Origin of the sequence: Mesomycoplasma bovoculi M165/69, assembly GCF_000524555.1 — a bacterium.
Taxonomy (GTDB): Bacteria; Bacillota_I; Bacilli_A; order Mycoplasmatales; family Metamycoplasmataceae; genus Mesomycoplasma; species Mesomycoplasma bovoculi.
On record NZ_CP007154.1, the window covers coordinates 315,156 to 332,507 of the forward strand.

Below are 17,352 nucleotides of genomic sequence, written 5' to 3' on the forward strand. Positions count from 1 at the left end.
AACCATGAAAGCACGAGATTAACTATGAAAAAAAAGATGTCAAAAACTAAAAAACAAATACTAGCTCTTGGAATGTTAGCCCTTGGAGGGTTGAGTCTTGGTAGTTTAACCTTTATTCCTTATTTACTTCGTCATTGATCTACAATTCAGTATGAAATTGTAAATTTTAAATCTGAATTTAACCAAAATGAGAAAAAATTTACATTGGATTTTGAACTTAGTGACTTAGATGCTTATAAGCTTAAATATCAACCACTTGAAGTTAAGCTCTATAGTGATAGTAATGGTAAATCAATGGTTAGTGAGCATCTTGCTCACTACGATGACTTTAGTCGTTCTTGAAAATTAGATGTTGATGCATCTAAATTAACTCCTGGGTCTCGTTATTATATTGGTATTGACTACAAAGAAGGTAAAACCCGTTTTGGGGCTAAAAAAATAGTTGGTTTTTCCAAAAATGTTGCTGACTTTATTAATGTACCAGCAGCAGTTAAATCTATCAATTTTGGTAAAATTGACACTGGAAGCGCTGCTGTTAAAGTTGATTTTTCAGATGATATTAAATCTCTTGAAGGTAAAAAAGTTGCCCTTGAGTACTACTATTTACCTAAGGGACAAAAAGTTGCTGCCAAAGACCAAGTGGTAACCACTTATGTGGATTTAACTACAGTTAAAGAAGGGGCCGCTGACTTTCAATTAAATAATTTGTTGCCAGATGCAGATTATTATGTCTCTGGAGTTAAATTAATTAGTGATGGCCAAACTCCACGTGAGCTCACCAGTGCTGAACAAGAAAATATTCAACTAAGTGAAGGTTCATTTTTTAACACTCAAATTATTAACTTAAAAGTTAATAAAATGAAGGCTAGTGACGAACTTGATTTGGGCAAATTTGTCTTATTAACTTTTGATAAAAGCACCAATCCACAGTTGACAAAAGTTAATAATATGCCAGTGGAAATTAGTTATGTAAATAGAACTAGCAAAGAACATGAAATTAAAGTTATTAGAACCACATTAGTTGATAATGTCATTAGTTTTCACTTAAATAGAGCTAATAATCACTTATTACCTTTGGGTTCTAGTTTTGAGATAGCTCAAATTAAAATTGCTGGAGCAAATGTTGAATTTGACAAAGGTGTAAGCAATGTTTTCTACTCACAAAATGGTATTGTCGCACTTAAAAGTAAAACTAGTGGGACAACTGCAAATGTAGAGACAACCTTTGCCAGTCAAGATGACATTAGTGGTTTGACAGCAAATGTTGATTTATCACCACTTGCTGAACATAAAGTTACAGCCACCATTGTACCACTTGAGAACAATTTATATAAAGCTACTTTTAACATTAGTGGTCTTACCAATAAAACTGTTTATAATATCAATAGTATTTCTCTTGATAAATTACCTGAAAACACTGTTTTTGCAGGTGGTGATTTTGATTACCGGAAATTTAATTTCGAAGAAGGAGTGCAGCGTTCCTTTTTAACTGGAATCAATGATTTATCTGTCTTTATTAAAGCAGCTCCACAAATTGAGACTAACTTAGTAACCTACAGTTTTGGTTTTGGTTCTCAATCTAACTATTTAAATTCTAAACAATTAAGACTAGCATATCACTTAGATGGTGATGGCCACACTTATTATAGCCAAGTAGCAACAGCTGCTGGAAATGCTGTTAATTTTAAATTAAATGAGTTTTTAGCAGGGCGTAAATATCATCTTGACAACATTGAAATTATTGGTGAGCCAAATATTAATGTTGTCATCGATGGTGATCAAACTGATAGAGACTTTTACACTCGAGCAATAGTTAGTGATATTAAGTTTGAAAACATTAGTGAAACAAGTGCTAAAGCCAAAGTATTTATTAAATCTGATTTGGAACAATGAAAGAAAATTGCCGACAAAGATGCTGGTAAAGTAACTTTAGTCTATAGTGCCGGAGCTCACAATACCTTGGTGGCTTCAACTGATATTCAATTTGAGCCTAGCAAATTAGTTGAAAAAGATGGTGGATTTGAACTTGAGTTTGATCTTACTGGTTTAAATCGTAAAACCAATTATTATATTGATAATTTAATTTTTGACAGTCCAAATACAACTACCTTATTTTCAGGTGCTAACATTGTAGCTTTAGATAAATTCTTTACCACCAAATTTGAAAATGCCTCAGCACTTTCAGTTAATACTTACAATGTTAGTCAAGATAAAGCCACAGTTGAAATCCAGTTTAACCCAGATACTGACTCATTTTTAGATGGTCACAAATTTAGATTAGTACTTAAGAAAAATGATCAAGTAATTAACTCTGGGCCAGGTAGTGCTCAAGGCTCAACTGAAAGTGATTCTACAAAAGATGTATACGTAGCAGAAGTAAAATCATCAACTATTCGTTTTGATCTTACAGGATTAGATGCAGGTTCTAAATACACTGTTGCTAATTTAGTTTCAGTTGGTGAAACAGGACAAGATGCAACTCAATTCTCAAACTTGAATTTTAACTTTACAGATCCAAGCCTAAGTAGTCAAACTAGTTTTTATACAAGTCCTGATATTACAAGTATTGACACTACATTTCCTGAAGAACAACAAGCTAAAGTTGTTGTTCATGTAGAATCACAAAAACCTGGTCTTAGTTATGCAAATGGAATTAGTTTGGCTTACTTAAACAAAACTACTAAAGTTTTAGAATTTGCCACAGGAAGTTTTGATAAAGCTAAAAAAGAATTTACTTTTGAATTAGGAAAAACTAATCCATTACAAAAAGTAACTGATTATGAAATTCAACGTATTGTTGCTGAACAACACGAAATACCTTTTGCAAAAAATTTTAATGAACAAAATAAACAATTTTCTACTAGTGCGAAAACTGCACAAATTATTGCAGTTCAACAAGTTGGACACTCTGTTAATGAAATTAAAGCAGTGCTTAACTTTTCTAACAATGACACTTATTTAAATGGTGAGACTTTACAAGTTCAATTAAATAAACAAACTGGTGGTCAACCAGTAGCAACAGCTACTGCAGTTGTTAAAAACAATAGTGCAGAATTTGATTTCAAAAATTTAACAGATGCTGGAGTTCAATATTCAATTGGGCAAATTACTCATACAAGCACTAATGGTGGTAGAGTTACCGAATCTATTAATTTCAAATATGATTCTAATGCTAGTGCCCAAAAAGACAAACTTTATACTTTAGGTGAAATTAAAAGTATTACTTATAATAGTGCTAAACAGTCAGATAGTGCCACTGTAACCATTTCATTCACTGATGCTGAGAATTTCTTCAACCAAAATCCATCAACAAAAATTGCACGTAATGCAATACTTAAATATAAAGATGATAACAACAATCACTTTAGTGCAAATGCTCAAATTGGTAGTGGTTCTGTAAGATTTGACCTTAACAACTTAAAAGAATTTACTCAATATACTGTTGAATCATTAGAAATTAGTCAAATTAATGGACCAATTAAATTTAGCACATTGGCAAACACTCAAAAGAACTTCTATACAAAAGTTGCAACTATTAGTTTAAATGATGTTATTTATACTAATAAAACTCCAACTGAAAGTGAAGTTACTTTAGTATTTGACTCTGGTGATCAAAAAGTTATTAATGGTAAACAAGTAAATGTTACTTTGCAACGAAATGGTCAAATTAACACTAACACTGACAAACAAGCTCATGCAATTATTTCATTTAATAGTCAAACCAACCGTTATGAAGCTAAATTAGATTTTAATAATTTAACTTCTGGTGTTCGTTATGATTTGAAAATCTTGAGAATTAGTCAAACTAAAGATGATCCATCTGCACAAGCAACTTCAACAATTAATGTTGATACTCGCAAAATAATCCAAGAACGCAAAAATAGTTTTGCAACAACAGGAGTTGTTGAAGAAATTAGATTAGATGGGAACCCATCTGATAGACAAGCTAGAATTCACATCCAATTCCAAGGAGATACAATTGATCAAGTTGCTGGTTTTGAAAATAGAAGCGCTACTCTAGTGTATAAAAATAGAGAAACTAACCAATTAGTTTCAGATACTCAAACTATTCATAACAATAGTGCTACCTTTACTTTGTCTAACCTTGCAAAACAACAAATATATGACTTTGTTTCACTTAAATTAGATGGAATCACTGAGATTCAAGATGATAGTTCTAAATCTAAAGATGATGTTAATAAAGTACAAGAATTTACAACTTCATTTGCAAATGTTGAAATTATCGATATTCAACAAAAAGTTGAAAATGACAAAACTGTAGTTACAGTCTTTTTCAATCCAGATATTGATGAAGTTGCTATTAATAAATATCAAGCAGCTCTTGAGTATACTCCACAAGGAGAAGGTCAAAAACGAGTATCACAACAAGTTGACATTGATAACTTTAGAGCAGTGTTTAACTTAGAAGATGCTACTTTAAAAGAAGTTTCGGCTTTTGATATCAATGCTGTAACTCTTAGTCCAAAATCAAGTGGTGCAAGACGTGTGACAAAAGCAGTACCAGTGGTTCCACCAACAGCTAACTTCTCAACTTTATTAAATGGGACTCTTAAAAATAAAAAAATCTTCTACTCAGCTCCTAAAATTACAGATGTTCAAGCAACAACAACCGATAACACCGCTAACTTAACAATTAAAGTCAATCAACCTGAAAACACTTACACCGGAAATAATGTAGATGCTTTATTAGTGTTTAAATCCATCAGAACAGGAACAACTGATGTTAAATTAATTAAAGCTACCTCAGCACAAATTAGTGGTGTTGAAAAAACCTTTAATTTCAATTTAACAGATCTTGATAAGTTTACTGATTATGAAATTGAAGAACTTCGTCTCAATGGTAATATCATTAAATTTAATGATGATATTCGTAGAGTTCACACAGATAGAAAACAATTTAAAACTAAAGTAACTAATGTTGAAACTCCTTCTTTTGTGCAAACTGTCAAAAATAAAAATGAAGTTGGAGCAAACATTTTATTTGATCCAGTTAAAGATTGATATTTAATTGGAAATAAAGTTAGTTTTGATGCTAATATAGATGGACAAACAAAAGCATTTGAAGCTATTGTTGGAAGTGATGGGCTAGCAAAATTAGATATTACTTCAGATGCACAAGGTGGCCACTTTAATGTTGAACCTGGTAAAAATATTACTTTCAACACAATTTCAGTTGTTGATCAAAAAGGATTGGGGCTCACTAACTTAGGAACGCTAATTAGTCCAGCTACTTTCAAAAATGATGATACTACATCAGCTGCACCTTCTCCTTTAACTCTTAAGTCAAAAGATTTAATTACAAGTGTTGTTCAGAAAACCTTAGGCACAAATAATGCTCAAATTGAATTAAAACTTGCTACAAGTGATAGATTAAATGGTGATTTAACCTTAAACTATTTAAATAAACAAGATGGAACTGTTAAACAAGTTCGTACATCAGCTCCGTTGCCAACTGCTAATGGAAATGTAACATTCACCATTAATGGACAATCAGAGATTAAAAACCTTGTAGATTATCAATTACAAAGTGTTCAAGCAAATGGTGAGACAATTAACTTTGACCCAGATGTAACAATTTCAGATCGTCAGTTTAGAACACTACCTAATACAATTAATGTTAAAAATATTATTACAACATATAATCCACAAACTAAAACAGCAGTTGCAAGGGTAGAATTTGATGATACAGCCAGTCAATTCCTTGTAGGTAAAAAAGTTAGTCTTTCATATCAACCGCTATATCAATCTTTAGCTGCTAAAAAATCAGTCGCTACTATGGCCGCTGATGGTAGAACAGAAGCTACTATTAAACCAGATGGAACTGTTGAATTTAAACTAGATGGATCTTTAGATCCTAGTGTAGGTAATGGTGATATTACTATTGCAGATGTTCCAGGACGTGCTCCAGGTGGAAGTGCTACAACTAACACCTATAGCACAAGTCCACAAGGTAATTCACAACTTAGTTTAGTCAATACACATGGCACACTAATTGATGGTATTAAATATCATTTTACAGAAGTTCGTGTTTTAGATGCTGATGTAACAAGCTTTAATACAACATTAAATTTAGTTCAACCAACTAATACAATTTTTTCAACATTACCAATTTCAACTTATGCATATCAAGTTAAAACCACTGAAAACGTTTCTAATGTTAATGCAACCATTGAAGCTTTTTATTTAACAAACCAACCATTAGAAGCCAATGCGCAAACTGCTCAAAAATTTTCTATTAGTTTGTATAATGAAACTAATAAGACAATTGTTAAAGCCAATGCTAAATCTTTTTCATCAGGGTCACCTTCAGTAGAAAATCTTACAGCTGGAGGACTAAACAATGCACAAAAATACTTTTGAAAAATAACATATCAAGTAGAGCTTGAAAAAGCTAGTTTGTACAAGATTGTTTCAACAAGTTATGATGGTAAAGATGTAGAACTTTCCAGATATACCGATGAACATTCAAGCCAAAGTTCTGACAATCAACTTAAACAATTATTTACTACACCAGGAACTAAAACTAAAGTTATTGGAATTCAGTATGATGCAATTCCTTTTGATGATAAGGCAACTATTAAAGTTCAATTAGATGATGTAGATAGCTTTGTAAGTAAAAATAACCTAGAACTTAAATTAAGTTATCAACAAGTAGCTGGAGCAGGAATGGCAACTGGTGGAGCAGCACAACCAATTAAAACAGTTGATTCATCAAGTATTTCACCAGATGGATTTGCAACCTTTAACCTTACCAATCTTTCAAGAGCATCACAATATCGAATTGAAAAAGTTGAACTAATAGGTCATGATGCTATTAATACAGGACAAGGTCTTGAAATTCAAACTGTTACTAAAGGAACACAAGAAAGATCTGATTTTGGTTTTAGTGCTGCAACTACTAACCAAGAAAATCAAACACTTTTTGCAACTCGTAATCAAGCTATTAGCTCTACTTTTATACAAACTAATGGACCAACTGGAAATGGAAAAGGAACATTAACTATTCAATTTGGAAACACAGGTAACCAAATTGCCAACACTACAGGAATTGTAACATTTGTTGAAGAACACACAGGTTCAACAGTAGAACAAGAAATTTTAGCTAACTCAAGTTCTAATTTTAATAGCGATAGAATTAGTTTTAATTTAATTAACCTTAAAAAAATGGCAACCTATAAAATTAAAAAAGTATCTATTGGTGGACTTGATTACTTTATGCTTCCAGGTCATGATGAGTTTGAAACTAAACCACAAACTGCCAAAATTGTTGATATCCAATATAGTGATCTTGAATCAGTTCTATCTACAGATGATAAATTAGCAGCTACTGGTAAAATTAAAGTTATTTTTGATGGTTTAGAAAGTTATTTGATAGGTAAAACTTTAAGATTTAATTTAGCAACAAGTCAACCTGGACTACAAAGAACTATTGAAGGTCAAGTACAAAGCACACAAGGTTCTGATCCTTATGTTGAGATAACACTAGATCAAAATAATTTTAAATCTACTGATTCGACAAGTGATAGTAATATTGTTGTTGGTAAGACTTGAAGGATTGATTCAATTCAAGTAGAAGGCGCACCAGATCTTGCAAATTTACAAATTCCCGTTGATCGAGGTGGCACACGTTCTCAAAGAGCTGATGGTAAACGTGGTTTAGCATTCTTGAGACAATTCGACATACCTGGTTATTTTTCAAATATCACTCTTCAAAATGCAAGAGTTAATTCTAGTTCAACTATTAATTTACAATCTGTGCAATTTTCTGGACAAGTTGCTCAATTTAATGGCAAACAAGTTGTTGTCGAGTTAAATTCAAATCCAAATCACCAATACTTTGCAACAGCAAGTGTTACAGGTAATAGATTATCATTTACAGGTTTAAACTTAGATGGACTTCCAGGATTGACTGCTCACCATATAACTAGCATTAAAATTGATGGTGTATCTTATCCTATTTCACCTGCAACGACAACAACAAATACAGCTTATACTAATGTTGAACATTTTACAGTAACTAGATTTGAGTGAGATGATGAACACTCTACCAAGACTGACACAAAATTAAAAGTTATCTTTGATCCAAAGGATAAGTGATTACCAGGCAAAAAGGTTATATTAAAATACAAAGCTTTAATAGGTGGAGATAAAACTGAAAAAATGCTTTCCTCTTTTAAACAAACAATTAATAGTAGTGGTGAATTAGAAGCTGATTTTAATGTTCCTGTTAATGATAATGCAAATAGTTCTAATAATTCATTTGATTTTGCACAACATTATGAGTTCACAGGTGTACAATTGGCCGATTTCGATCCAAGAGCTCCAGAGTTTCGAGGATACAATCAAACCAAAGTACCAACAGCTATTTATGCCCCATCATTGGGATTACAAACAGATTCTGTTAGATTTTTCACAGCTTATCATGAACCAAAGATTCAAGATACATCTATAAGTAACATTACAAATGTAGAAGGAAAACTTAACACATTTAAAGCGACAGTTTCTATAGGTTTTACTAACCAAGATGCAATTGCAGGTCAAACAGCAACAACATGAGATATAAAATTTTTCAAACACATTAGAAGTAATGCTATTTTAGATGAACCAATTTCTACTACTGGTTTCCAAGTTGTTAATAAACATTGAGATGCTAATGATAAGAAATTTAAATTTGATATTTTTGGAGATTTAAGAGATCTTATTGATAATTTTAATGCTATAAATGTTGCTGGATATGATCCAAATAGAGCCAACAATTTTTATATGGAGGTTTCATATCAATATTTCCAAAATCCATCCAAAAATGCATTAGAAAATGTCACTTTAACTGATAAAACAAGTGCTGGTACATTTTTAGATGTTGCATTCCCTAAAAAGTATGTTGAAATAACAAAGATTGAAGGAAAACAAACCACAGCATATGATTATGGAATTGAAATAGAACTTTATGATCCTTTCCATATTATTGGTACCACAAATAAACAACCTTCTGTTATTTATGATGAGCTTTACAAAACTATTTTCAATAATGGAAATATATCAGATGGAACAAATGGTATAAAATGAGATTATTTCAGTGCAGCACGTAATTGACTTGATAAAAATAAAGCAAGATTATCAAGTATAAAAATATCAGATCTTATAAAAAATAATAATTATTGACAAATGACTGAAGGGTCAACGAAGTTAAATATTGGACTAAGATTAGCTACTATAGATAAATCTAAACAATCTATTCTTGATTTATCCAGAGTAGGTATACATGATGATTCTAGAACAGTTGGTACTTATGTAACAAAAATTCCATCACCACTATATAGTGATAGTAATTTTAAACCTAAGGTTTCTATTGCTGATATATCAACTGAAAACAAAATTAATCAAATTCCTGAAATTTCTGATACTGATAATTATGTTAGTCTTTTTAGTATCTCATATTGGGATAAAGAACGAAAACAATACACTACAAGTCAAACTAATTACAAACGAATTTGATTAAATATTTCTCCAGGAGCAAATAATTCTTTAGCAGGGAAAGCTGTAATATTGGATTTGGATAAGTTTTCTTTTGGAAATATAGGAGTTGATTATGAATTAATTATTCCTAAAAAAGATGATGAATTACAAAGAGTTTTTGTAATGCCAAGTTCAGGAAACCACTTAAATGCTTTTTGAGGAACATATACTAATAATTGAGCAGCTGATAGAAGTACAGATGGAACCGGTCCATTAAGATTAACAATTGAAAGTAGAGGTTTTTTTGTTGATAGGACTGTAAACGGCTTTGATTATAAATTGCGTTCTCAATATAAAGAACTTCAAAGCACTTTGGATAATAGTACTATTTTAGGTCCTTCTCCATTTTTAGCTCCTTTTAAAAATCAAGTTGAAACAATTAGCTATTTTAATGTTCAACAAGCAACACCAGGACATCCTATTGATAATAAGTTGACTATTTATAATTATGGTGATACTTTAAACGCTGATAGAAAGTCATGAATGGAGAATCGTGCTTTTCAATATATTCAAAATAACTATCAATCACCATTTGGTATATCTGGTATACAATATGATGATGAAACGGGAAACTTGACTGTAACTTTTGATTGAGCTAAGGACACAAATCAAAAACACAAAAAAATTAGCGCAATTATGCAACATAAAGCTTATGCAGCTTATGTAGATAATGATGGTAATATGTATTATTTTGGTAAATTAGATGGTGATGGAGCTTCATTTGATAAAGATCTTGGGCCAGAACGTAATAGTATTGTTTTTAGTACCAGGCAAGCAATATATAGCGCAGCTCAACAACCTAAAGAAAATAGTAGATTATTTTTTGTTGGCATTGTAGTACAGCCATACTCTAATGAAAATCCAAATAATGTTAATGTTGATATTCATATTAATGGTGATGTGCCTACAGGTAGATGAACAAATCATGTTAGAAGATTTAATGTTGATGCTCATAAAAAAGTTATTGTTGTTCCAGGGGTGCTTGATTTTTATAAATCAGTTGAAGTATCTAGAACATATTTAGTGCCAATTTTAACTAAATCAGTTCAAGACTCTATTACACCTATTACTTATCGTTAATTAGATTTATTTTTTAAATAATAAAATTCTTATTAATATGTAAGTTAGCAAAAGATTTAATAAGAACTTTTTCAAATTAATAAAAAATCTTAATTTTTAATTCTTTTCTCATAAATTAATTTAAAATTAGTAATATTACTATTGTTTAAACTTTGTAATTGATTTTCTAATCATTAAAAATAGGAGATAAAAAAATGAATTATCAAAAAGAATTAGAAGCTCAAGTTTTAGCTGCTCAACAGCAAGGTGGCATCAAAAGCATCTTAATCATTGATGGTGAAGATGCTCGTGCTATTGAAGCAGCTAGAAGATTAGCAGCAAGTAAATTAGTGCGTCCAATCTTACTTGTAAGTAAAGCATTAGAAGGTGTTGACATCGAGCAACATGTTGTCAATGAATTACAAACCAAGGCGTTTGTGGAACAATTTATTGAAATTAGAAAAGGTAAAGAAAACCTTGAAAGTGCTCAAAAACAAATTGCTACTTTACCATTTTATGGAACTATGCTTTTAAAAACTGGTAAAGTTGATGGAGTTATTGGTGGTCTTGCTTATCCAACTGCTGACATTTTAAGAGCAGCTTTTAAAATTGTGGGTCCAAAACCTGGAATTCAAACCATCTCATCTGTGATGATTGTTCACAAAGATGAACAAAAACTCTTATTTAGTGACATCTCAGTAAATATTGCACCAAATGTGGAGCAGTTAGTTGATATTGCCAAAAATGCAGTGGATTTTGGTCTGCAATTAGGTTTTGTACCAAATCCTGCTTTTCTATCATTTTCAACTACTGGTTCAGCAAAAAGTCCTCAATCAGATGCTGTAGCCCAAGCTACCCAAATTTATAATGAAACTGCTAGCTACAAAGCAAGTGGGGAGATCCAATTTGATGCAGCCCTTGACTATGGTGTGCGCAAGCAAAAATATAAAGGTGAAGTAAGTCAAGAAAATGCCAATGTCTTAATCTTTCCATCACTTGATGCTGGAAATATTGGTTACAAAATTGCGCAGCGTTTAGGTAACTATGGGGCAATTGGGCCAATCATTGTTGGAATTGCCCAACCAATTAATGACCTATCACGCGGAGCAACTGTTGAAGATATTTACAACACAGCTTTAATTACTGCTTTACAAATTAAAGGAGATAAATAATGAATACTAAAGTACTTGTTATCAACGCTGGTTCATCATCAATTAAATGACAGATTTTTAGTAAAAATCAGTTACAACTAATTGCTTCAGGTTTAGTTGAACGTATTGGGATTACAGGTGGTCTTTTTAAAGTTGTAGGACCAACTGGATCAACTCAAATTAACTTTGAAGTTGCAAATCACAAAGCAGCTGTGGAAAAACTTATTGAGCTTTGAAGTGAGCACCAAATTGTTGGCTCAATCGATGAAATTGAAATTGCCGGATTTAGGGTAGTTCACGGTGGCAGCATCTTCCGTGGTCCTGTCAAACTCGATGAGTCAGCTATTGGTCACATTCAAGCGCTTGCTAAATTTGCGCCACTACACAACCCATCAGCTATTGAGAGCATCAGAGCAATCCAAGCAGTGCTACCAAATGTGAAATTAGCAGCAAGCTTTGATACTGCCTTTCATGCTGACATTCCCAAAATTAACTACACTTATCCAATTAGTTCAGAACTAAGTGAAAAATACCAAATCCGTAAATACGGATTTCACGGAATTAGTCACAAATATATAACCAACACTTTAGAGCAAACCCTTGGTGTTGCAACTGTTGACTATGTTAATATGCACATTGGTAATGGTGCTTCACTAGCTGCTATCAAAGATTCTAAATCAATTGATACTAGCATGGGACTTACTCCACTAGCTGGTCTGATGATGGGAACCCGTAGTGGTGACATCGATCCATCAATCCACCACTTTGTTTACCACCAAGCTGGACTATCAATTGATGAATTCACTGATATACTCAATAAAAAATCAGGAGTACTTGGAGTCTCTGGTATCTCTTCAGATATGCGTGATTTATCACAAGCTGCCAAAGACGGTAATGCTCAAGCTGAATTTACTCTTGAACTCTATGCCCAAAAAATTGCTGACTACTTAGTTAATTATATTAACAAAGTAGGTAAATCAATTCAAGCTCTTGTTTTCACTGGGGGAGTTGGTGAAAACTCAGCTTCAATGCGTCAACGCATTATTGATAAAATTAATTTACCTAAATTAAATTTAGTGTTAAATCAAACTAAAAACACTGCTCCATTAAAAGAGTTTGGCCCAGTGGAATTGGTTTCAGATGCAAGCTCTGACTTGCCAATTTATGTCATAAAAACCAATGAAGAGTTATTAATTGCACAAAATGCTATTAAATCTTGAAAATAATTTTATTTTAGTGTATAATATATTTTGGTTTAATTAAATGTGAAAATTTATTAAATCAGCCGCGAGCAAAAATAGTTGATATCAAACAAGTTTGGAGCAATTTGCATTCATTGGCCGATCAAATGTCGGTAAGTCATCATTAATTAATGCATTAGCAAATTGCAAGATTGCCCGGGTTTCAAAACAACCAGGGCGAACCCAACTTATCAATTATTTTCAAGTTAAGGACAAAATTGTCATTGACTTGCCAGGTTATGGTTATGCTAGATTAAGCATCGCTCAGAAAAGTCGCATTTCTCTGATGCTCGCGGACTTTTTTCGAAATGCGCAACTTAGTGGTATCTTTTTAATTATAGATGCTACAATAGGTTTTCAAGAGCTTGACTATCAAATGCTTGAATACCTAATTGGCCTTGGTCACAAAGTAATAGTTATTGCCAACAAAGTTGACAAAACTAACCAAAGCCAAAAGGCTAAAATAGCCAATCAGGCTAAAAAACTTAATTTAGCAATTGTATTTGTCTCAGCTAAAAACAAAGTTCAGCTTGATGCTATTAGATCCATTATTAATTATTAATTTCAATAAAATTTTTAATTAAAAGTATTTATAATTCAGTTTTTATTGAATAATAAATCAAATTGGTAAAAAAATCTTTTTATATAACAAATCATCTTTATTTATATCTATGTTGTAGAATTTAATTTTTTAAAAAGTATGAATTTTAAATCATAAATCCTTCAAGTCTTATATTTTGTTTAAAATAATCTACAATCATTGATTTAACAAACCTTCATTTTTTTGTTTCAATTATATATAATATATAAGTCTATATAATTGAAACAAACTTTGTTTAATTAATTTTTTAAAAACATGAATTTTTATAGTTCATGTTTTTTATTTTCTATAAATATAAAAAATACCAACTAAAGTTGTTACTTTATATTAAAAATAATCAAGATTGGCAAACCTAATTTAATTATAAATTCGGATTTTAAAGCAGCTAATTACCTAGATAAATCTAAGTAATTAGCCGATTTTTTTTAGCAATTAAAAAAAAAAAAAAAGTGGCATAAAAAATATGATTTTTATTTTTTTCATATAAAATATATAACAAATTTTTAATTTTAAAAAAGGATTTTAATGAAAAAAAATTTAAAATATCTAATTATAGGAGGGACTGCAGTAGCATCAGTAGTTATTGTTGCGGCACCTATTGCAGCCACTTCTAAATACACTTATCCAAGTGACCCACTTGAGGCGGTTACAAAAGATCTTAGCCAAATTACAAATGCCGCATTTACTCAAGGAACTTATGATTATAAAACCACATATGCTGACTTAAAATCTAAAGTTTTAAGTAAAAAACAAAAAGATGGAAGTTGAAATGTTGATGGACTTATCGACTTTTTCAAAGGTCAACAAGCTACAAAAAAAGATGAAAAAGGCTATGAAAAAGTTAGTTTTTCAGATGCTCAAATCAAAGTTGTTGATATCAAACCAAATGATGAAAAACAAAATTTTGATGTATACTTCTATGTTCAATCAACAAAGGCAAATGATCGTGGAGACTTTGTTAAATCATCAGTTTCTAAAGCGACTATCTCATTTGGTTACAAACCAGAATTTAACCTTGCAGCATTTGCTCACGATGTAACTAGAAAAAGCTTTACAGGTGCTGCTAGTGGACAAAATTCAAATGGACAAAATCCAAATGTAACTAACTCACTAAAAGCTTACACTCTTGCTGATGTCACTACAGATAGAGCTATTTTAGAACTTACACCAGTTCAAGACTTTGTAACTGATGTAAATAGTGCTACTTCTTCAGAAGATGCAATTACTAAATTAGGGAAATATTTTAATGTTTCATCAATTTTAAGCGAAATTAATAGTAACAGTGAAAATGTAATTACCACTAATACAACAACTCCTGTTGCAAGTCAAACTACTAATCAACCTGGACCTAAAGCAACACAAGATGCAACTACTACAACAACAAATAACAAACTTCGTTACAAAGTATCTTTAATTAAAAATCCAAATAACAATACTGAATACATTACACTAGAAAATGGTGGTAAATCAGCTAAAATTTTCTTACAAACAGAATTTAGTGATTCATTTAAAGCTAAACACCAAGGGCTTAAAGGTATTGATGCAAAACACATTGATATTTTAGAAATTCCTTTAACAGCATTTGCAGATTCATCAACACCTGCAAGTCAATTTGCTGTAGCACCAACACTACAAGAAAGTGATTATTACACAACACCTGCAGCAGATTCATCAACACCTTCTGCAAGTGGAGTAGCAACTCAAGCAAGTACTTCAACAACTTCAACTTCAGAAACAGTTAAAATTGATTTGAAAAAACAAGATCCACTTGATTGAATTTTTGCATATAATTCATTTTTCTTCCCAAGTAAAGCATATAAAGATGCATATGCTAAACTTTACATTGAATCTTCACTTAACAAACCATTAAGTATTTCAGATTTTACTTTAAATGGTGAAAATGATACAAACAAAGCAATAATTGATAACAAAATTGGTGAATTAAAATCAACTGTTAAATTTGATGGTGATTCTTTAGGTCTTGAAAACAAAGATGGTAAAGTTGTTGCAACTATAGCAGGAACAATTTCTGTTTCTTCAGCACAAAATACATCATTATTTACTAAAGACTTTACTTTAACACTAGACAACTTTAAAGAAGCTGGTGGTTCTTATTTGAAAACCTTATTTGATGAAGAAAATAAAGAGAAACCAATAGTTATACCAGGAGCACAGCAACCACAACAAGGACAACAACAAGCAGGACAACAAACATCACAAACAACACCTGTTTTTGAAGGTAGATTGATTTTCCAAAAAGACAAAAAATTTGGAACAAATGCATTAGATTATAGTGCAATTTCAGCTGCTCTTCAATCACAAAATCCTGATGCTGCTAAAAATGTTCTTGCAGATCCTACAACAACTGATGTTAGATTTTACACCGGTGAACGTTTGGAAGCATTAACATCTAAATTTGTATTGCCAACAGATGCACAAATTGCAAGTGATTTTAGTCTTGATACATCAAAATTAAACAAAAAAAATGGTATTTTCAATATTAAATCTAAATTCCTACCAACTGATTTAAGTGTATCTCGTTACTACTTTGCATTGGCAAACGAAGGATTAGATAAAGCTGCTCCACAATTTTTAAAAATGTTAGAAGCAGCTGGACTTGTTGAAAAAGGTAAAACAATAGATGTTACAAAACCTATTTTTAATCAACTAAAAGATATTGCTATTAAAAATGTTGATGGTGATGCTGCACAACAAACTCAAGGTAATGTTATGCAAACTCAAGCTGTTACTACAAATCAAGGTAGCACAAATAATCCAATGAGATTCTTTGTTATTAACAATGAAAACCAAGAAAAAGGTACTTTATTACACCAATCTGTTTTAGTAAATTGAAGTAAAATAAGTGATATCACAGCTAATACCACAACTCCATATTCAAAAATTCAAAATACAGAAAATAGTGACTATGATGTTCTAAAAAGTATTATTGATTTAAAACAAGCAGATATTTTTAGTAATAGAATTGATAAAATTAATGAATTACCTTCATTTACAAATGCAGCTGAACTTTTAATTGCAATGTATACTAAAGTTCGTTTATTATCTGCTCCTGGTGTTGGATTCCCACTTCTTCCAATTGGTAAAGGTGCTCAATTAAGTTATGGAATTGGAATTCAAAGTGATGGAACACTTGCAAATTCCAAAGCAAACAACTTTAAGTATCAATACACTTTAAAATTAGTTGGTGACAATAATAGCGAACAACAATTATACCAATCTAGTGAAGATACTACTACTATAGGTTCAGTTCAAGTTCAAGGGCAAGAAGTTTCATCTGAAGTTCAATCATTAAACCAAATTGTTGCAAACATTCCATCTATTTATAATAATGTTTGAGTTAGTGCTGATGAATATGATAAATTAAAAGCAACAGTAGATTCTGGCACACCAGCTACTACAATTACAAACGATACTCTTTCAAGTATTGGACTTCAAGGATTAAGTGACTACTTATCATCTGTTGCTCCAGGATTTACAATAAGTGGTGATACAACAAAAGCTATTGTTGATCCAGAAGGACTTCGTTCATATAAAACTTTAAACCTAATTTTAGGAAAAGGAGCTGACAAAGCAACCACTCCTATTAGAATATTTGTTTACAAAGCAACACCTAAAACTGTAAATAGTACAGCACAACAATCTGGAAGTTCAGTTGCTACAACAAGCTCTACAACAAGTGGTACTCCAAGCACTACTATGACCACTACAACAAGCGCTACTACAAAATAATCAAACTTAAGGA

General features: G+C 31.4%; 5 protein-coding genes. All 5 read left to right on the plus strand.

All coding sequences use genetic code 4. The features are described from left to right. Positions 1–24: 24 nt before the first annotated feature. Positions 25–10,617, plus strand: coding sequence for a hypothetical protein (locus MYB_RS01350; RefSeq protein WP_025279612.1), 10,593 nt, complete (start codon positions 25–27; stop codon positions 10,615–10,617). Between the two features lie 194 nt (positions 10,618–10,811). Continuing rightward, on the plus strand, positions 10,812–11,768 hold the full coding sequence (locus tag MYB_RS01355; protein WP_022935013.1) for a phosphate acetyltransferase: 957 nt from the start codon (positions 10,812–10,814) through the stop codon (positions 11,766–11,768). Then, a complete protein-coding gene (locus MYB_RS01360; RefSeq protein WP_022935014.1) occupies positions 11,768–12,973 on the plus strand; it encodes an acetate/propionate family kinase in 1,206 nt (401 codons plus the stop codon). The genes MYB_RS01355 and MYB_RS01360 overlap by 1 nt, the downstream gene beginning before the upstream one ends. Before the next feature lie 37 nt (positions 12,974–13,010). Beyond that, positions 13,011–13,550, plus strand: coding sequence for a ribosome biogenesis GTP-binding protein YihA/YsxC (yihA, locus tag MYB_RS01365; RefSeq protein WP_022935015.1), 540 nt, complete (start codon positions 13,011–13,013; stop codon positions 13,548–13,550). Between the two features lie 564 nt (positions 13,551–14,114). Beyond that, a complete protein-coding gene (locus tag MYB_RS01370) occupies positions 14,115–17,339 on the plus strand; it encodes a P97 family adhesin (RefSeq protein WP_022934804.1) in 3,225 nt (1,074 codons plus the stop codon). Positions 17,340–17,352: the final 13 nt, after the last annotated feature.